Source organism: Amycolatopsis sp. NPDC004378, from assembly GCF_053602455.1.
This window is the reverse complement of record NZ_JBSGDR010000005.1, coordinates 222233-241029: the sequence shown is the minus strand read 5'-3', so window position 1 is coordinate 241029 and position 18797 is coordinate 222233. Positions and strand designations below refer to the sequence as shown.

General features: G+C 72.3%; 16 protein-coding genes. 8 read left to right on the top strand and 8 right to left on the bottom strand.

Features of this window, described 5'->3' with window-relative positions; translation table 11 throughout:
* Positions 1-7: 7 nt before the first annotated feature.
* Complete coding sequence (locus tag ACWEN0_RS18735) at positions 8-1210, bottom strand: anhydro-N-acetylmuramic acid kinase (protein ID WP_451974736.1); 1203 nt, start codon at positions 1208-1210, stop codon at positions 8-10.
* 140 nt (positions 1211-1350) lie between these two features.
* Here ACWEN0_RS18735 and ftsY point away from each other — a divergent pair, with 140 nt between their 5' ends.
* Positions 1351-2616, top strand: coding sequence for a signal recognition particle-docking protein FtsY (gene ftsY, locus ACWEN0_RS18730; RefSeq protein WP_451974734.1), 1266 nt, complete (start codon positions 1351-1353; stop codon positions 2614-2616).
* On the opposite strand, the gene ACWEN0_RS18725 is transcribed toward ftsY, so the two are convergent.
* On the bottom strand, positions 2613-3062 hold the full coding sequence (locus tag ACWEN0_RS18725) for a hypothetical protein (protein WP_451974732.1): 450 nt from the start codon (positions 3060-3062) through the stop codon (positions 2613-2615). The two genes, ftsY and ACWEN0_RS18725, sit on opposite strands and share 4 nt — an antisense overlap.
* 146 nt (positions 3063-3208) lie before the next feature.
* Here ACWEN0_RS18725 and ACWEN0_RS18720 point away from each other — a divergent pair, with 146 nt between their 5' ends.
* Positions 3209-3709: a GNAT family N-acetyltransferase gene (locus tag ACWEN0_RS18720; protein WP_451974730.1), complete on the top strand. Its 501-nt coding sequence runs from the start codon at positions 3209-3211 to the stop codon at positions 3707-3709.
* Position 3710: 1 nt separating this feature from the next.
* Here the strand turns inward: ACWEN0_RS18720 and ACWEN0_RS18715 are convergent, their stop codons facing one another.
* Both ACWEN0_RS18715 and ACWEN0_RS18710 read right to left on the bottom strand, forming a co-directional pair.
* Entirely contained in the window at positions 3711-4031 is a 321-nt protein-coding gene (locus tag ACWEN0_RS18715) for a hypothetical protein (protein ID WP_451974728.1), read from the bottom strand.
* 73 nt (positions 4032-4104) lie between these two features.
* Positions 4105-4881, bottom strand: a complete 777-nt coding sequence (locus ACWEN0_RS18710; RefSeq protein WP_451974726.1) for an IclR family transcriptional regulator — start codon at positions 4879-4881, stop codon at positions 4105-4107.
* Positions 4882-4994: 113 nt separating this feature from the next.
* On the opposite strand from ACWEN0_RS18710, the gene aceB reads away from it, so the two are divergent.
* Together aceB and ACWEN0_RS18700 are read left to right on the top strand one after the other, a co-directional pair.
* Entirely contained in the window at positions 4995-6572 is a 1578-nt protein-coding gene (gene aceB, locus ACWEN0_RS18705) for a malate synthase A (RefSeq protein ID WP_451974724.1), read from the top strand.
* A complete protein-coding gene (locus ACWEN0_RS18700) occupies positions 6572-7759 on the top strand; it encodes a DUF6986 family protein (RefSeq protein ID WP_451974722.1) in 1188 nt (395 codons plus the stop codon). Before aceB ends, ACWEN0_RS18700 begins: the two co-directional genes overlap by 1 nt.
* Before the next feature lie 8 nt (positions 7760-7767).
* Here the strand turns inward: ACWEN0_RS18700 and ACWEN0_RS18695 are convergent, their stop codons facing one another.
* Genes ACWEN0_RS18695 through ACWEN0_RS18685 form a run of 3 tightly spaced genes read right to left on the bottom strand, consistent with a single transcriptional unit; the run spans position 7768 to position 12145 of the window.
* Positions 7768-8256 (bottom strand): MarR family winged helix-turn-helix transcriptional regulator, encoded by a 489-nt coding sequence (locus ACWEN0_RS18695; protein ID WP_451974720.1) that lies wholly within the window; start codon positions 8254-8256, stop codon positions 7768-7770.
* A gap of 47 nt (positions 8257-8303) precedes the next feature.
* Positions 8304-10790 (bottom strand): P-loop NTPase fold protein, encoded by a 2487-nt coding sequence (locus tag ACWEN0_RS18690; RefSeq protein ID WP_451974718.1) that lies wholly within the window; start codon positions 10788-10790, stop codon positions 8304-8306.
* Positions 10791-10822: 32 nt separating this feature from the next.
* Positions 10823-12145 carry a PucR family transcriptional regulator gene (locus ACWEN0_RS18685; RefSeq protein WP_451974716.1) on the bottom strand — a complete coding sequence of 441 codons (1323 nt, stop codon included), beginning with the start codon at positions 12143-12145 and terminating at the stop codon, positions 10823-10825.
* 124 nt (positions 12146-12269) lie between these two features.
* Here ACWEN0_RS18685 and ACWEN0_RS18680 point away from each other — a divergent pair, with 124 nt between their 5' ends.
* The 4 genes from ACWEN0_RS18680 to pucD are packed head-to-tail and all read left to right on the top strand — an operon-like array spanning position 12270 to position 17180.
* Positions 12270-13133, top strand: a complete 864-nt coding sequence (locus ACWEN0_RS18680) for an FAD binding domain-containing protein (protein ID WP_451974714.1) — start codon at positions 12270-12272, stop codon at positions 13131-13133.
* Complete coding sequence (locus tag ACWEN0_RS18675; RefSeq protein WP_451974712.1) at positions 13124-13591, top strand: (2Fe-2S)-binding protein; 468 nt, start codon at positions 13124-13126, stop codon at positions 13589-13591. The genes ACWEN0_RS18680 and ACWEN0_RS18675 overlap by 10 nt, the downstream gene beginning before the upstream one ends.
* Positions 13588-14928 carry an 8-oxoguanine deaminase gene (locus ACWEN0_RS18670; RefSeq protein ID WP_451974710.1) on the top strand — a complete coding sequence of 447 codons (1341 nt, stop codon included), beginning with the start codon at positions 13588-13590 and terminating at the stop codon, positions 14926-14928. The genes ACWEN0_RS18675 and ACWEN0_RS18670 overlap by 4 nt, the downstream gene beginning before the upstream one ends.
* Complete coding sequence (pucD, locus tag ACWEN0_RS18665; protein ID WP_451974708.1) at positions 14925-17180, top strand: xanthine dehydrogenase subunit D; 2256 nt, start codon at positions 14925-14927, stop codon at positions 17178-17180. The genes ACWEN0_RS18670 and pucD overlap by 4 nt, the downstream gene beginning before the upstream one ends.
* On the opposite strand, the gene ACWEN0_RS18660 is transcribed toward pucD, so the two are convergent.
* Positions 17173-18750 carry a glycoside hydrolase family 27 protein gene (locus ACWEN0_RS18660; RefSeq protein ID WP_451974706.1) on the bottom strand — a complete coding sequence of 526 codons (1578 nt, stop codon included), beginning with the start codon at positions 18748-18750 and terminating at the stop codon, positions 17173-17175. The two genes, pucD and ACWEN0_RS18660, sit on opposite strands and share 8 nt — an antisense overlap.
* Positions 18751-18797 lie beyond the last annotated feature (47 nt).

Below are 18797 nucleotides of genomic sequence, written 5' to 3'. Positions count from 1 at the left end.
TGTCATGTCATCCGGCCTTCTCCGCGATTCGCAACCGCGTCACGGTGCCCCCCAGCGGGGCGGGAAGGATCAGGGGACCGGCGCCCGGGACGAGCGCGCCGAGCAGGCGCGGCCCGCGGGCGCCCGTCGCAGACGGCACCGTACCGGGCACGCCGCACCAGGTCAGCCAGCCGAGCAACGCGGTCAGGTACGCCTCCTTGCCGGCGCCGGGCAGGCCGAGGTCGTCGCTGGTCTTGAGCACGGCTTCCGGGAGGTTGCGCGCCAGCGCCGCCATCAGCGCCGGGTTCGCGACGCCCCCGCCGGACGCGATGACCGTCGTGACGCCGTGGCGGAGGCACTGGTCGGCGACCGTCACCGCGGTGAACTCGGTCAGCGTCGCCAGCAGGTCGCCGGGATCGATCGGCTGGAGCCCGGCGAGGGCGGCGTCGAGGTAGGGGCCGTTGAAGTGCTCCTTGCCGGTGGACTTCGGTGGCGCGGCGGCGAAGTACGGGTCCGCGAGCAGCCGCAGGAGCAGGTCGGAGCGCACCGACCCACCGAGCGCGAGCCGCCCGTCGACGTCGCTGCGCCGCCCGGTGACGCGGTGGGCCGCGAGGTCGAGCAGCGCGTTGGCCGGGCCGGTGTCGTAGGCGATCGCCGGTTCGCCGTCGGCGACGACCGTGATGTTCGCGATGCCGCCCAGGTTGAGCGCGGCGACCGCCCGGCCGGTGTCCTCGGCGAGACCACGCAGCCACAGCTGGTCGAGCGTGCCGGCCAGGGGAGCGCCGTGGCCGCCCGCGGCGACGTCGCGGACGCGCAGGTCGGCCACCACCGGCAGCCCGGTGCGCTCGGCGATCCACGCGGGCTGGCCGAGCTGGAGGGTGCCGCGGACCTCGCCGCCCTCGACCCAGTGGAACACCGTCTGGCCCAGCGACGCGACGAGGTCCGCGCCGCCCAGCTCTTCGGCGCCGCGCGCGGCCGCGCCGGCGAACGCCTGGCCGACGCCGGTGTCGAGCCGCGTCAGCTCGCCGGCGGTGCACGGGTTCGGCGGCAGCGCGGCGAGCAGGCCCTCGCGCAGGGGTTCGGGGTAGGGGATTTCGAGCTCGCCCAGCGGCGTCAGGACGACCGTGCCGTCCTCGGCGTGCAGGTCGGCCGCGGCGACATCGATGCCGTCGACCGACGTGCCCGAAAGCAACCCGATCACCCGGAATCCGTGACTCGCGCTTTTCCCCATCCGGTGGGGTTTAGTGCAGCCCCCGGGGTGGCGCAACCCCGCGTGGTGAAGTCTTGTCCCGATCGGGACCAAGGTCGTGATGAATTGCCTGTGCGGACGGGGTGTCCGGGCCCGGCGGACGCGGATGAAAGGATGGGCGGGTGTCGAGCACCTGGTTCCTGTTCGTAGTCGTCGCCGTCGTCGTGCTGGTCGCCCTCCTGGTGACCGGCCTGCTGGTCGCGCGCAAGCGCCGGATCAGCCTGGACGCCCAGCGCGAGGTCGAGGAGAAACCGAAGGGCGGCTCGTACGCGGCCAGCGGGGGCATCGCGCTCGCGCCCGGCGGCACCGAGGTCGAGCACCCCGTCGAGGACCGGCCGGAGACCGACGGCCAGCCCGCGGTCGGCGACGACGCCGCCGTGCCGCGCGACTCGCCGCAGCGCACGGTCAAGGACGTCAAGCTGCCCGACGAGCCGGCTCCCGTCGTCGAGGAGATCGAGCCCGCGACCGGCCGCATGGAGCGGCTGCGCGGCCGGCTGTCGAAGTCGCGCTCGGTGTTCGGGACCAGCCTGCTCGGCCTGCTCGGCGCCGGCGACCTGGACGAGGACTCCTGGCAGGACGTCGAGGACACGCTCCTGATGGCGGACCTGGGCGCGGCGACCACGACCCAGATCGTCGACCGGCTGCGCGACGAGCTCTCCCGGCGCGCGGTGCGGTCCTCGGCCGAGGCGCGCGAGGTGCTGCACGAGGTCCTGACGGCGCAGCTGTCAACCGACTCGGAGCGTTCGGTGCGGGCCCTGCCGCACATCGTGGACGGCAAGAAACAGCCCGCGGTGGTGCTGGTGGCGGGCGTCAACGGCACGGGCAAGACGACCACGACGGGCAAGCTCGCCCGGGTCCTGGTGGCCCAGGACAAGTCGGTGGTGCTGGGAGCGGCGGACACGTTCCGCGCGGCGGCGGCCGACCAGCTGCAGACGTGGGCCGAGCGCGTGGGCGCGGAGGTCGTCCGCGGCAAGGAAGGCGCGGACCCGGCGGCGGTGGCGTTCGACGCGGTCAAGCGCGGCGTGGACACGGGCGTCGACGCGGTCCTGGTCGACACGGCGGGCCGGCTCCACACGAAGACGGGCCTGATGGACGAGCTGGGCAAGGTCAAGCGCGTCGTGGAGAAGCAGGCGAAGGTCGACGAGGTCCTGCTGGTCCTCGACGCGACGACGGGCCAGAACGGCCTGATGCAGGCGCGGGTGTTCGCCGAGGTCATCGACGTGACGGGGATCGTCCTGACCAAGCTGGACGGCACGGCCAAGGGCGGGATCGTGTTCCAGGTCCAGCGCGAGCTGGGCGTGCCGGTGAAGCTCGTCGGGCTCGGCGAGGGACCGGACGACCTGGCGCCCTTCGAGCCGGGCGCCTTCGTGGACGCCCTGCTCGGCTAGAGCCGGAAGAGCGGCGTCCCGTCCGTCTTCCGCAGGCCCAGCTGGAAGATCACCTGCGCCGACGGGCGCTGGGCCGGGATGACCAGCGGGCACGTCCGCCGGGCCCCGACCGCGAGCTTGGACCAGCCGATCCCGTCGAGGGTGCGGCGCGCCGGGTCGACGACCATCGCCGCCCCGAAGTAGCGGCCGCCCGGCATCGTGATGCGGGCCGTGTGCCCGAGGACCACCGAAAACGCCGTGCCGGTGCGGCTGTCCTCCTCCTGCAGCGTGAGGATCACCGGCGTGCGGACCTTCGCCGCCGAGTGGTGGCGGACGGTGATCTCGACCGTCCCCGCGGCCGTCTTGGGCGGGTGCGGCCACACCGCCGGGGACGGCAGGCCGTCGAGCGCCCGGTCGACGAGCCGGTCCACGTGCGCGGCGGCGAGCCAGGTCAGCTGCGGTTCCATCGAGGCTCCCTCAGGCGGAATCCAGGTGACGAGCCGGGCCCGGCGGCGCAGAATCCGGGTATGCCCGGTTGACGCACTTCCGCTCGTGCCCCTCCTCGTAGCAGACGCCCCGAAGCCGTCGTCCGCTACAAGAGTGAGGAACCATCATGACTGCCATCACCGGCGAACGGGTGCGGCTGCGCCCGATCGTCGCAACGGACCGCGCCCGCGTCCGGGAGATCCTGGCCACGCCGGAGGTCGCCCGCTGGTGGGGCGACCCGGACCGCGAAACCGAAGGCCTGTACGTCGCCGAAGAGGGCTACACGGTCTACGTCATCGAGTTCGACGGCGAAGTCGTCGGCCTGATCCAGAGCTGCGAGGAACTGGACCCGCAGTACCGCCACGCGGGCATCGACATCTCGGTCCACCCGCACTTCCACGGCCGCGGCCTGGGCACGGACGCGGTCCGCACCCTGGCCCGCCACCTGCTCGACCAGGGCCACCACCGTCTGACGATCGACCCGGCGGCATCCAACGAGACGGCGATCCGGGTGTACACGAAGGTGGGTTTCCGCCCGGTGGGCCGGCTGCGCGACTACGAGCGCGCCCCGGACGGCACCTGGCGCGACGGCCTGCTGATGGACCTGCTGAAGGGAGAGCTGACCTGAGTCAGTCCTTGTCGACGACCTGCTGGAGGAGCTGGGAGATCCGGTCCATGCTGACGTTGATCTTGGTGAAGCCGCTGTCGACTTTGGTTTCCAGCTGGTCGAACCTGGCGTCGAGGCCGTCGAGACGCTGCCCGTGCTCGATCTGCGTTTCGCGCAGGGCGTTCAGCACTTTGACCTGGGCGTAGAAGAGCTGCTTGAACTCGGAGACATCGCGGTCCGCCGCGCCGGCGAGCACGCGAGCCGCGGTGGCGTCCTCGCGGGACTGGCGCACCTGCTCCTCCAACGCGGTCACTCGGGCTTCGAGATCTTCGAGGCTGGCCATGTCGCGTACTTTACCGGCGGCCTCGGAGCCCTCAGCATCGGGGTTACGTTCAGTCACGAGGTATCACCTAGAGTCACACCGATAGGGGTGCCTGGGAAAGGCTCGCACCCAGGGCCTCCGCCACCCGCTGCACCGCCGGGGCGATGTGCGACACCGCCTCGGCGGTCAGCCGCCCTGACGGCCCCGACACCGAAACCGCCGCCGGGACCGGCGCGCCCGGCACCGCCACCGCGACGCACCGCACGCCCAGCTCCTGCTCGGCCTCGTCCAGTGCGTACCCCTGCGAAGCGATCCGCGAAAGCTCCACGGCCAGTGCGTCCGCGTCGGTGAACGTGTGCTCGGTGTACGCGGGCATGCCCGTCCGGGAAAGCAGCTCGCGGACGTCGTCCGCCGGCAGGTGGGCCAGCATCGCCTTGCCCACGCCGGTGCCGTGCGGCAGCAGGCGGCGGCCGACCTCGGTGAACATGCGCATCGAGTGCTTCGAGGGGACCTGGGCCACGTACACGACCTCGTCGCGCTCCAGGACCGCCAGGTTGGCCGTCTCGCCGACCTCGTCGACCAGCTCCGCCAGCAGTGGCCGCGCCCAGGCGCCGAACTGCATGCTCGCGTTCTCGCCCAGCCGGATGAGCCGGGCGCCCAGTGCGTAGCGGCGGTTGGTGTTCTGCCGGACGTACCCCAGGTCGACCAGGGTGCGGATGAGCCGGTGGATCGTCGGCATCGGCAGCCCGGACAGTGTCGCCAGCTCGGACAGGCTGGCTTCACCGCCGGTGTCCGCGAGGTGTTCCAGCAGCTCGAAGGCGCGCTGCAGGGACTGGACGCCACCGTCGCGCCCGTTCTTCTCCGCTGCCACCGGTGGTCCTCCTTACGTCGGCGTTGAGGTTCCGCTATGCAGAAACTATAGTCCGGCTGGTAGAAAACCGTAGGGCCGTTATCCAAAGATCCGAACCCTCGAGGTGTTCCACTATGTCTTCTGAAGTCCAGGTGCTGGGCGGCGCGGTCGAGCGCGGCGACGAGATCCTCACGCCGGAGGCGCTCGACTTCCTCGCGGGCCTCCACGACGCCTTCGCCGGCCGGCGCGACGAACTGCTCGAAGCCCGCGGCAAGCGCCGCGAAGAGGCCCGCACCACCGGCAGGCTCGACTTCCTGCCGGAGACGAAGGAGATCCGGGAGGGCGACTGGACCGTCGCCGGCGCGCCGCCCGCGCTGCGCGACCGCCGCGTCGAGATCACCGGGCCGACCAGCCGCAAGATGACCATCAACGCGCTCAACTCCGGCGCGAAGGTGTGGCTGGCCGACCTCGAGGACGCCAACACCCCGCACTGGGCCAACGTCGTGTCCGGCCAGGTCAACCTGTACGACGCCGTCCGCGAGACGATCTCGCTGGAGAGCGGCGGCAAGAGCTACGCGCTGAAGGACGACGTCGAGCACGCCACGATCGTCGTCCGCCCGCGCGGCTGGCACCTGCCCGAGCGCGGCCTGTCCTTCGGTGGCCGCCAGGCCGTCGGCGCGCTCGTCGACTTCGGCCTGTACTTCTTCCACAACGCGGCCGAGCTGCTCAAGCGCGGCAAGGGCCCGTACTTCTACCTGCCGAAGATGGAGAGCCACCTCGAAGCGCGGCTCTGGAACGACGTCTTCACCCACGCCGAGAAGACCCTCGGCATCGAGCACGGCACCGTCCGCGCGACCGTGCTGATCGAGACCATCCCGGCCGCGTTCGAGATGGAGGAGATCCTCTACGAACTGCGCGAGCACGCGTCGGGCCTCAACGCCGGCCGCTGGGACTACCTGTTCAGCGTGATCAAGTACTTCCGCGACGCGGGCGAGAAGTTCGTGCTGCCGGACCGCAACTCCGTCACCATGACCGCGCCGTTCATGCGCGCCTACACCGAGCTGCTGGTGCGCACCTGCCACAAGCGCGGCGCGTTCGCGATCGGCGGCATGGCCGCGTTCATCCCCAGCAAGGACCCCGAGGTCAACAAGGGCGCCTTCGAGAAGGTGCACGCGGACAAGTCCCGCGAGGCCGGCGACGGCTTCGACGGCTCCTGGGTCGCGCACCCCGGCATGGTCGAGCTGTGCAAGGAAGAGTTCGACAAGGTCCTCGGCGACAAGCCGAACCAGCTCGACCGCACCCGCGACGACGTCAGCGTCACGGCCGACCAGCTGCTCGACGTCGCTTCGACGCCGGGTGGCGCGACGGCGGCCGGCCTGCGCGCTGCGGTGGACGTCGGCGTCCGCTACATCGCGTCCTGGCTGGGCGGCAACGGCGCGGCGGCGATCCACAACCTGATGGAGGACGCGGCGACCGCGGAGATCTCGCGCTCGCAGATCTGGCAGTGGGTCAAGAACGGGACCACTTTGGACACCGGCGACGTCGTGACGTCCGAGCTGGTGCGCGGCGTGCTGACCGACGTCCGCGGCGAGCTCGCCCGCGAGCTCCCGGCCGACCTGCTGGTGCCGGCGATCGAGCTGTTCGAAGAGGTCGCGCTGGCCGACGAGTTCCCGGACTTCCTCACGCTGCCCGCGTACGAGCGGATCAAGTAGTGCGCCTTCCCGAGGACGTCTACGCCGCCGCCGACGCGCGCCTGGCTTCGGCCGACGCGCGCGTCGCGGCGGCGTACCCGGGGGAGCGACCCGGACGGCAGCCGGTGCACACGGTGTACGTGCCGGCGTCGCAGTACAAGACCCGCCTGGTCGCCGACTGGGGCAAGCAGGCGATGCGGGTCTTCATCGAGCACGGTGACCTGCTGGGCGCCGACGCGGACGTGTACGAGCGCGTGCGCGCGAAGCTGCTGACCGAGCCGATCGAGGACCTGCGGATCGACTTCGAGGACGGCTTCGGCCGGGTGCCCGACGACGTCGAGGACGCGGCCGCGCGGGCGGCGGGACAGACCCTGGCGACCACCGGCGGGACGCCGTTCTGCGGGATCCGCTTCAAGAGCTTCGAGGCGGCGACGCGCCGGCGGGGCATCCGCACCCTGGACCTGTTCCTCGGGTCGCTGCTCGAAACCGGCCCGCTGCCGCCCGGGTTCGTCTTCACGCTCCCGAAGGTGACGGCGGTCGAGCAGGTGGAGGTGGCCGCGGAAGTGTTGTCCCGGCTCGAATCCGCCTACGGGCTCGCCGCGGGCACGCTGCGCTTCGAGGTCCAGATCGAGACCGCCCAGTCCATCGTGGACCTGGACGGGACGCTGTCGGTCGCGCGGATCGTGCAGGCGGCGGCCGGCCGCTGCACGGGCCTGCACTACGGGACCTACGACTACAGCGCGGGCCTGGGCATCGCGGCGGAGTACCAGAGCATGGCGCACCCGGCGGCCGACCTGGCCAAGGGGCTGATGCAGGTGGCGGCGGCGGGCACCGGCGTCCGGCTGTCCGACGGCTCGACGAACAAGCTGCCGATCGGCGAAGCGCTGCCCACGGCGTGGGCGGAGCACTCGAGGTTGGTGCGCCGCTCGCTCGAGCGCGGCTTCTACCAGGGCTGGGACCTGCACCCCCACCAGCTGCCCACGCGCTTCGCGGCGACGTACGCGTTCTACCGCTCGGGTTTCCCGGCGGCGGCGGACCGGCTGCGCGCGTACGCGGAGAAGCAGTCCGGGGGCGTGCTGGACGAACCGGCGACCGCGCAGGCCCTGGCGGTGTACCTGCTGCGGGGGCTCGACTGTGGCGCGCTGGACGAGGGCGAGCTGTCGTTCGGACGGCCGGAGCTGGAGAAGTACGCGCGCCGCGAAAGCTGACGCCGCGTCTAGCGCAGCCGCGGCAGGGCGTCGCGGGCGAAGTGGCTCAACGTCCGCAGGTCCTCGGCGAACCGTTCGCGGTTCTCCGGTGGCAGCGGCCGGAAGAAGTACTGCTCGATGTTCTCGACGTGCAGCCGGCTGGCGCGCACCGTCGTCTCCTCGCCCAGCGGGGTCAGCCGCACCAGCTGGACGCGCCGGTCGCGCGGGGACGCCGTGCGCGTCACCAGGCCCAGCGTCTCCATCCGGTCGACCAGCCGGGTCGCGCCGCCGGTCGTCAGGACCTGCTCCTGGGCGATCGAGCGCATCGTGAGCCCGTCCTCGCCTGTGCGCCCGACGATCAGCAGCACCTCGTACATCAGGTGCGTGATCCCGCACTCCCGTTCCAGCGCCCGCCCGAGCAGGTACTCCAGCCGGTTCGCCGCGCCCTGCAGCCGCCCGAAGGCCAGCACGCGCGGGTCGTACCCCGCCTGCCGGGCCGACGTGATTTCGGGATCCACGCCGCCCATCATCCAGCCCGGTCGCCGGGGCGCGACGCCAGGTGCGGCTAGAGGTAGCCGTGCAGGTCGGCGCCGATCCGCGGTGGCGTCCGCAGGAACGTCCGGAACGCGGGGGAGAGCAGCTGGGCGATCGTGCCCTCCGTCAGGCCGGCGGCCGCCAGGTCGGTGCCGGGGTCCTTCGTGCCGGACGCCGCCTGCTCCAGCAGCTCCAGGACGGTCCTGCCGTCCTGGGCCGGCCCGGCGAGCACCGGGACCAGGGTGGGCCACCGCACGGCGAGCACCGCGAGCTTGGCCAGCGCGTCCAGCGAGGCGGGCGCGGGCAGGTCCAGCATCCGCCGTTCCGTGGCGATCATGACGAAGAACCGGAACACGTTCGCGAACCGCTTGAGCTCGCGCGGGTTCGGCGCGAGGATCCGCGCGCTGTACTCGATCACGGCCTGCAGGCCCGGCGTGTCGAGCGAGAGCTGCCGGTCGATCCCGGCGCGCACCGCCTTCTTCGTCGCCTCGCCGGATCCGGCCGGGACGGCGTCCGCCAGCTGGACGGCCTCGTCCAGCGAGGTCGGCGGCCGGAACGCCGGCGTGGCCGGAGCCGTGCCCGGCTCCGGCTCGGGGCCGTCCTCCGGCGCCGGGAAGAGCGAGCGCAGCAGGGACGCCGACTGGTCCCGCACCATCACCGGCAGGGTCAGCGGCAGCTGGATGAACTTGTCCAGGAACTTCCAGCCGAGGTCGAGGCCTTCGTCGGCGTGCCCGGCCGTTTCCCGGATCTTGGCGACGAGGTCCTGGTACACCGTCTCGACGTGCGCGGCGACCATCCGCGGCTCCATCGCGACGACGAAGATCGCGGCGCCGAACTCGCCGGAGAGGAACGTGTTGATCGCTTCGATGACCTGGACGACCGTGCCGGGCGTGCACCGGTCGAGGTCGTCGATGAAGACCACGAGCGGCCGCTCGCGCGTCGCGACGAGCGCCAGCACTTCGGTCAGGTCCTGCCGGAGCGCGGCGAAGTAGCCCATGTCCTTGGCGTAGTCGGGCGTGCGGAGGAGCTTCGCCGGGGCGTCCTTGAGCTCGCCCTCGGCGACCGTGCGCAGCGGTCCGGCGATCCGGGACCGCAGCACCGCCCACGCCTGGCCGGAGCCCGCCGCGGCCAGGAGCACCGGGCTGCCGGCGGCCAGCGAGATGCCGCCCACGGGCAGCCCGGCCGCCAGCAGCACGAGCCCGGCGACCAGCAGGACCACCGCGGCGATCGCGAACGGCACCACCCGCCCGGCGATCAGGGCGTAGACCCGCTGCCGGACGGCCTGCTCGTCGATCCGCCGCCGGTTGAGCCGGAGCCAGAACCGCTCGCGCTCCACCGGGCTCATCCGCGCGGTCGTCTGGCCGATGATCTCGTGCGCGAGACCGGCCCAGACCTGCTGGCCGGTCTGGTACGTCCACGGGTTGAACCAGACCGTGGGCCGCCACTGGTCGTCCGGCGGCTCCAGCCGCTGCCGCTTCCCGGCCCGGTCCGGCTTCCGCAGCAGCTTCAGCAGCTCGCCGTTGGTGACCTCCGCCGCCGGCGCGCCGGTCAGGTGGAGCTCGCGGAGCGCGCCGGGGGTGGCCGTGCCCGACGGCCACTCGAGCCGGTCGCGGATCATGTGCATCAGTGACGTCTTGCCGGCGCCCCACTGCGCCTTGATGCCGATCGTCAGGGGCGGGCTGGTGCCGCGGTGGCGGATCCCGCGGGCGATGGCCTCGGCGTGCGCGGCGTTGCCGAGCTTGTCCTGGACCGTCCAGAGGTCGCTGGTGATCGCCTCCTGGCGGTAGTGGTCGAAGGCGGGCTCCGGCGGCTCCCAGCCCCGGCCGGTCCAGGGTTCCGCGTCCTCGCGCGGGTCGCGGCCGGCCGCCGGGATCGCCAGGAGTGCCTCGGCGCCTTCGAGGAGCCGGTCGAAGTCCGCCAGGCTGATCAGGGCCTGCCCGTCCTCGCCCCACGCCCGGCCCCAGCTGTTCTTGAACCGGAGGAACCCCCGTTCGGAACCGAGCTCGAGGTCCAGGGAGAGGCCGTTGACGAGGATGGCGTGCCCGCCCCGCACCTCGGAGTCGCCGGGGCGGCACACGGCCCGGCCGTCGATCTCCGCCGGGCTGTCCATCCCGGCGTGCCAGATCACGCCGACGACGAGGGGGCCACGTTCCAGCAGGGCGAGCCGGAACGCCGCCGGGTCCGGGCAGGAGAAGCAGTCCCGCACGAGCCCGCGCCGCTGCAGGGCCAGCCCGCCGCTCCACAGGAAGGCGCCCGCGTTTTCCGGCAGTTCGCTGAGCCGGCCCGCTTCGTCCTGCAGCGCCTGCGCGTAGCCGGCGTCCGCGGTCGTCCCCTCGGGGAGGACTTCGCGGTCGGCCAGCCAGTGGGTCCAGGCGAACCCCACCGCGGACCCCGTCGGGCCCTGGTCCAGCCGGGTGCCGCCGGAGAACCAGAAGCGTTCTCGCCGGTCCGACGAGCTCACGCGGTACTCGGAGTCGGCGAGGGACCTGAAGGGGGAGGACGGGCCCGCGTCGGACATGGCGCCCTCCCTCGCCCCCGGACGACGGGATTCTAGTCCTCCGTGCGCAGTGCCAGGTAGACGTCGAGCTGGTCGGTGAACTCGGTCAGGTCCGCGCCGAGCAGCTCGCCCGCCCGGCCGATGCGGTAGCGCAGCGTGTTGACGTGGACGTGCAACGCCTTCGCCGCCCGCGTCGGGGAACCCGAGCACTCGAGGAACACCCGGACCGTGTGCACCAGGTCGGTGTGCTGGTCGGCGTCGTAGTCCAGCAGGGGCCCGAGGACCCGCCGCCGCACGGCCGCGCGCAGGCCGTCCGGGGCGCCGGCCAGCAGCAGCCGGTGCACGTCCACCTCGGCGGCCGGGACGACCGCGACGCGGCCGGTGCGCCGCGCCGCCACCGCCAGGGCGTACCGCGCGGACTCCCGTGCCTCGTCACGGGGGGCCGGATCGCCGACGCCGCAGAGGATCCGCCTCGCGCGCAGCAGAGGCTCCACAGTGGACAGCTCGGCCGCGGACGGCGACAGCGTCGTCACCACGTACGAAGTGTCCCCTGTGGACTCGAGCAGGAGACCGCCGGGAAGCAGCTCGGTCAGGACGTCCCGGCTCTCGTCGCTGCCTTCGGTCCGCAACGCGACAACGCGCGCTTCGGTGGGCAACTCGGCTTCGGGCTGCGAGGAACGCGCCCGCGTGACGCCGATGAGCCCGGCCAGCTCCTCCGCCAGTTCGGCCTGCGCGGTGCTCAACGGCCCGCCGACGGCGATCAGCCACGGCACCGCGTGGCGGCCCTCGACCGGGACCACCGTGAGCGACCCGGGTTCCTTGGCGGCGTACCGGCGGATGACGTCCGCCGCCGGGACCGGCAGCGGCGTCGTCCCGGCGATCACCCGGCCGAGGCCCGAGAGCACCCAGCAGGGCAGGCCGAGCTCCGCCGACGCGCGGTCCAGGAGGGTCTCCACCGGCGCGTCCGCCGCGGCCTGCAAACGTTTGCGGGCGCTCTCGGACGCCGCGGCCAGCGCCAGCACCACCTGCTCGGTGATCACCGAGAACGACAGGTCCGCCGGCACTTCGAGCAGCGGGATCCGGTGCCGCTCGCAGGCCTCGACGACGTCGTCGGGGATGCCGCCCGAGTCGGCGCCGGACGCGGCCAGCGCGGCCGCGCCCGAGCGGGCCAGCGCGGCGACGAACGGCTCCGCGTCACCCGGCCGGCGCCACCACAGCAAGCCGGAAAGCACCAGTTCACCGGCCGACAGGTACCGTCCGGGGTCGGGCAGCTCCGTGACGTAGATGCGCGTCACGGGCCGGTCGAGCAGGCCGGCCCCGGCCAGCGGGCGCAGCCGCAGCCCCGGCAGGCCCAGCAGAGTTTTCACGGTCGTCATCAGGCTTGTAGGAAAGCACAAACGCGGCGGGTTCCGCTCCTGTGCGTTTCATGCGTGGTGCCGTTGCCGCCCCGGCCCCCTTCGGCGTCTACTGGTCTATCGCCCGCACGAAGGAGCAACAGCAGTGGAGTTCCTGCGTCCCACGACGCTCGCCGAGGCCCTGGCCCTCAAGGCCGAGCGGCCCGACGCCGTGCCGATCGCCGGCGGCACCGACGTCATGGTCGAGCTGAACTTCGACCACCGCCGTCCCGAAGCCCTGCTCGACCTGACCCGGGTCGGGGAGCTGACGGAGTGGTCCACATCGGACGGGACGGTCCGGCTCGGCGCCGGCGTCCCGTACACCCGCGTCATCGCCGAACTGGGTGAATCCGTCCCGGCGCTGGCCATGGCCTCGCGCACGGTCGGGTCGCCGCAGATCCGCAACCGCGGCACCGTCGGCGGCAACCTCGGCGCGGCGTCGCCGGCCGGCGACACCCACCCGGTGCTGCTGGCCCTGGACGCGCGGGTCGAGGCGGCCTCCGTCCGGGGGACCCGGCTCCTCCGCGCGGAGGAGTTCTACGCCGGGGTGAAACGCCACGCACTGGACCCCGACGAGCTGATCACCGCCGTCCACCTGCCCGCGCACGCCGGGCCGCAGCAGTTCGCCAAGGTCGGGACGCGCAACGCCATGGTCATCGCGGTCTGCTCGTTCGCGCTGGCCCTGCGGAACGGCGTGGTCGGCGCGGCCATCGGCTCCGCCGCGCCCACCCCGCGCCGTGCCCGCGAAGCCGAGGAGTTCCTCGCCGCCGAGCTGCCGTGGGGTTCGCCGGAGGCGTTGCCGGACTCGCTGAAGCGCCGCTTCGGCGAGCTGGTGGTCGAAGCGACGTCGCCGATCGATGACGTCCGGGGCAGCGCCGCGTACCGGAAGCACGCGCTGGCGGTCCTCGCGCGGCGTACGTTGACCTGGGCTTGGGACGACCACCGGACGGGGGAGCGCGCATGCGCCTGAATGTCACCATCAACGGCCAAAAACGCGAGGCGGACGACGTCTGGGAGGGCGAAAGCCTGCTCTACGTCCTGCGCGAGCGGCTCGGCCTGCCGGGCTCGAAGAACGCCTGTGAGCAGGGCGAATGCGGCTCCTGCACGGTCTACCTCGACGACGTTCCGGTGTGCGCCTGCCTGGTCGCGGCCGGGCAGGCCGAGGGCCGCGTCGTGCGCACGGTCGAGGGCCTGGCCGACGGCGACGCGCTCGACCCGGTCCAGCAGTCCTTTGTGGACCAGGGCGCGGTGCAGTGCGGCTTCTGCACGCCGGGCCTGGTCGTCGCCGCGCACGACCTGCTGAACCGCGTTCCCGACCCGTCCGACGAGGAGATCCGCGAGGCCCTGGCCGGCAACCTCTGCCGCTGCACCGGCTACGAGAAGATCCTCGACGCCGTGCGCGCGGTCGCGAAGGGAGGCGTCGCGTGAGGACGCTCATCAGCGGTGGCGCGGTCGCCACGGTCACCGGTCCCGAACACGAGTCCGGCTACGTCGTCGTCGAGAACGACCGGATCGCCGAAGTCGGCGAAGGCGTCTACACCGGCGAGTTCGACGAGCGTGTCGACGCGACGGGCTGCCTGGTCACGCCCGGCCTGATCAACACCCACCACCACCTCTACCAGTGGGCGACCCGCGGCCTGGCCGCCGACCACACGCTCTTCGAATGGCTGGTCGCGCTCTACCCGGTCTGGGGCCGCCTCGACGCCGAGATCACGCACGCGGCGGCCACGGCCGGGATGGCGCGGCTGGCGCTGACGGGCTGCACGACCGTCGCCGACCACCACTACGTCTTCCCGCGCGACGGCGGCGACCAGGTCGCGGCGCTGGCCGCGGCCCGGCAGCGGATCGGCGTCCGGCTGCACGTCGTGCGCGGGTCGATGGACCGCGGCGAGTCCGACGGCGGCCTCCCGCCGGACAACCTGGTCGAGTCGACGGAGGACGCGCTGACCGGCACCGAAGCGGCGATCGACCGCTTCCACGACTCCGCGCCGGAGGCGCACCTGCAGATCGCCGCGGGCCCGTGCTCGCCGTTCTCGGTCACCGAGCGGCTGATGTCCGGCGCGGCCGAACTGGCCCGCCGCAAGGGCGTCCGCCTGCACACCCACCTCGCCGAGACCCTGGACGAAGAACGCCAGTGCCTCGCCGAAGTCGGCTGCACGCCCGCCGAGTACGCCGACAAGCTGGGCTGGCTCGCCGACGACGTCTGGCTCGCGCACACCATCCACCTCGCCCCCGACGCGATCCGCCGCTTCGGCGCGACAGGCACCGGCTCGGCGCACTGCCCGACGTCCAACGGCCGCATCGGCGCCGGCATCGCCCCGGTCCGCGACCTCCTCGACGCCGGCGTGGCGGTCGGCCTCGGCGCCGACGGGGCCGCGTCCAACGAGTCCGGCGGCCTCGGCGAAGAGCTGCACCAGGCGTTGCTGCAGGCCCGGCAGCGTGGCGGGCCCCGCGGGCTGACCACGCGGGAAGCGCTGTGGATGGGCACGATGGGCGGCGCCCGCTGCCTCGGCCGGGACGGCGACCTGGGCTCGATCGAACCCGGGAAGCTCGCCGACCTCGCCGTCTGGGACCTGGCCGGGCTGAACTACGCGGGCATCACCGACCCGGTCGCGGCCCTGGTCCTGGGCACGACACCGCCGGTGCGGCGGCTGTTCGTCGGGGGCACCGCCGTCGTCGAGGACGGGGTGCTGCGGGAGGCCGACGAGGCGGACATCGCCGGCGAACTGGCGTCCGCGAGCGCCCGGCTGCGGGAGGACCGATGACCACCACGGTCGGCACCCAGACGGTCAACGGCGTCGGCACCTCCCCGCAGCGTCCCGACGGGACGGTGAAGGTGCGCGGCGAGTTCGCGTACTCCTCGGACCTGTGGCACGAAGACATGGTGTGGGGCGTGACCCTGCGCAGCCCGCACCCGTACGCGCGGATCACGGCGATCGACATCGCCGAAGCCCTCGCCGTGCCCGGGGTGTACGCGGTGCTGACGCACGAAGACGTCCCGGGCGTCAACCGGTACGGCCTCGAGCACGCCGACCAGCCGGTGCTCGCCTCCGAAGTCGTGCGGTACCAGGGCGAACCGGTCGCGCTGGTCGCCGCCGACCACCCGGAGACCGCGCGTCGCGCGATGAAGCGGATCTCTGTCACCTACGAAGAGCTTTCTCCGGTGACGGACTCCGAAGCGGCTGTCGCGGGCGAAGGGCCTTCGCTGCACGAAGGGGGCAACGTCGTCCGGCACGTGAAGATCCGCCGCGGTCCCCAGGACGTTTCAGCCGACGTCGTCGTCTCCGGCGTCTACGAAGTCGGGATGCAGGACCAGGCGTTCCTCGGGCCGGAGTCCGGGCTCGCCGTGCCGGACACCGAAGGCGGCGTAGACCTGTACGTCGCGACGCAGTGGCTGCACGTCGACCAGCAGCAGATCGTCGCGGCTCTGGGGCTGCCGGTCGAGAAGGTGCGGCTGACCCTCGGCGGCGTCGGGGGAGCCTTCGGTGGCCGGGAAGACCTCTCGATGCAGGTGCACGCGTGCCTGCTGGCCTTGCACACCGGTAAGCCGGTGAAGATGGTCTACAACCGCGAAGAGTCCTTCTACGGTCACGTCCACCGTCACCCGGCGAAGATGTACTACGAGCACGGCGCGACTCGCGACGGGCGGCTCGTGTACGTGCGTACGCGGCTGTACCTGGACGGAGGCGCGTACGCGTCCTCGACCGGTGCGGTGGTCGCTAACGCGGCTACGCTCGGCGTCGGGCCGTACAAGGTGGACAGTGCGTCGGTGGACTGCTGGGGCACGTACACGAACAACCCGCCGTGTGGCGCGATGCGTGGCTTCGGCGCGGTGCAGGCGGCGTTCGGCTACGAGTCGCAGATGGACAAGCTCGCTCTCGCCTGCGGCCTCGACCCGGTCGAGATCCGCGTCCGCAACGCGATGAGCGAAGGCGACCTGATGCCGACCGGCCAGGTCGTCGACTCCGCCGCGCCCGTCGCGGAGCTGCTGGAGCTGGTGCGCGCCAAGCCGATGCCGCCGGAGCGGCCGTTCGACCTGCGGCACATGCCGGGCGGGGTGTCGAACACGACGCACGGCGAAGGCGTCGTCCGCGGCGTCGGGTACGCCGTCGGCATCAAGAACGTCTGCTTCTCCGAGGGCTTCGACGACTACTCGACGGCCCGGGTGCGCCTGCAGCTGGTCGGCGGCGAACCCGCGGCGACCGTGCACACCGCCGCCTGCGAGGTCGGCCAGGGCCTGGTGACGATCATGCAGCAGATCGTCCGGACCGAGCTGGGTGTCGACCAGGTGACGATCCTGCCGATGGACACCTCGATCGGCAACGGCGGCTCGACGTCGGCGTCCCGCCAGACCTACGTCACCGGCGGTGCGGTGCACGCCGCCTGCGCGGCGGTGCGGTCGCGCCTGCTTTCCCGGTTCGGCCAGCGGGTGCGGGTCGTCGGCGGCAAGCTCGTAGCGGCCGACGGCCAGGTGCTCGCCGACCTGGCGGACGTCCTCGGCGACGACGTCTACGACGAAACCGTGGAGTGGCGGCACCGACCGACTTCTTCGCTGGACCCGGAAACCGGCCAGGGCACCGCGCACGTCCAGTACGCGTTCGCCGCGCACCGGGCGGTCGTCGACGTCGACGTCGAGCTGGGCCTGGTCAAGGTGGTCGCGCTGGACTGCGCCCAGGACGTCGGCAAGGCGCTGAACCCGCAAGCCGTGCTGGGCCAGATCCAGGGCGGCTCCGCGCAGGGCCTGGGGCTCGCGGTGATGGAGGAGATCCAGACCTCCGGCGGGAAGATCCGGAACCCCTCCTTCACCGACTACCTGATCCCGACGGTCCTGGACATGCCGCCGATGAGCATCGACGTCCTGGAACGCCCGGACCCGCACGCGCCGTACGGCCTGCGCGGGGTGGGCGAGCCGCCGACGATCTCGTCGACGCCCGCGATCGTGGCGGCGATCCGCGCCGCGACCGGGCTCGCGCTCACGCGCGTCCCGGTGCGGCCGGAGCACCTGACCGCTACTTGAGCGTCCAGTTCTGGTTGGCGTCGTCGTTGCAGCCCCAGAGCTCGAGCTGGACGCCGTTGACGTTGCCGGCGGGCTTGTCGCCGCCGGTGACGTCGACGCACAGGCCGGTCTGGGTGCCGGTGACCGAGCCGTCCGGGTTGAGCTTGAACTGCTGGTTGGCGCCGCCGTGACAGGTCCAGGCGATGAGCTTGGTGCCCGCGGTGGTGCCGCCTTCGCTGGCGTCGAGGCAGAGGCCGTTGGCGGCCTTGAGCTCACCGGCGCTGGTGAACGTCCAGGTCTGGTTCGGGCCGCCGTCGCAGTCCCAGATGTCGACCTTCGTGCCGGGCGTGGTGACGTTGCCGTTGATGTCGATGCAGCGTGACGACGACGCGCCCTGCAGCGGGTGGGCGGTGCTGCTGCCGCTCGCGCCGGCCTTGACGCGGTAGATCACGGTGCTGTGCGACGGGACGTTCGCACTGATCGTGCCGGTGCTGGTGGTCTGCTCCTTGGACCACAGGTTGGTGAGCCGGTAGCTCGACGCGGTGGGCAGCCCGGCCGCGGCCGTGGTCGTCGAGACGGTCCTCGTGGTGCTGTTCTCGTTGAACAGCACGACCGCGACATCGCCGTCCTGGAGCGGCTTCTTCAGGACGTCGAGGCCGCCGCTGGACGAGATCCGCGTGGCCTGCTTGCCGAGCGCGTCCTGGTCGACGGCGATGACGTCGCTGTTGAGGTACGTCGAGAAGGTGGCCACGCTGGCGCTGCGGAGGTCGGCACCCGCGATCAGCGGCGCGGCCATCGCGGCCCAGAGCGTGAAGTGGGCGCGGTCCTCCTGGAAGTCCATGCCGTCACCGACTTCGAGCATGTCGGGGTCGTTCCAGGCGCCGGGTTTCGCGGCGGAGGCGAGGCCGACGTTCTGGCGGTAGATCGAGTCGATGCTGCCCCAGTTGTTGGTGATGTCGCCGGTGGTGCGCCAGAGGTTGCCGACGTCCGGCGCCCAGGTCGAGGGGCTGAAGTTGCCCCATTCACAGATGCTGTAGGCGATCGGGCGGCCGGTGGCCTTGAGCGCGTCGCGCATCGCGGAGTAGCGGCGGACGTAGTCCTGCTGGGTTTCGCCGGCCGGGCTGCCGCAGTTGTCGTACTTGAGGTAGTCGACGCCCCAGCTCGCGAAGCTGTTCGCGTCGGTCTGCTCGTGGCCGAGGCTGCCGGGGTAGTGCTGGCAGGTCTCGGTGCCGGCGCTTTCGTAGATGCCGAACTTCATCCCCCGGGCGTGGATGTAGTCGCCGAGGGCCTTGAGGCCGCTGGGGAACTTGGCGGAGTCGGCGACGAGGTTGCCGTTGCCGTCCCGCGACTTGGTCATCCAGCAGTCGTCCAGGTTGACGTAGGTGTAGCCGCGGTCGCGCATCCCGGAGCTGACCATGAGGTCGGTGGTCTGCTTGACGAGCGTTTCGTTGATGTCGCACTCGAAGGTGTTCCAGGTGTTCCAGCCCATCGGCGGTGTCCTGGCGAGCCCGTTTTCGAGGGCTTCGGCGGGTGCGTTGACGAGGGTCGCGGCCGCGAGGGCGGTGGCGAGGACGGCGAGGAATCGGCGCATGGCAGCTCCAACCGACAGCGGTGGGGGAGGAGGAGATCAGCCTCCGT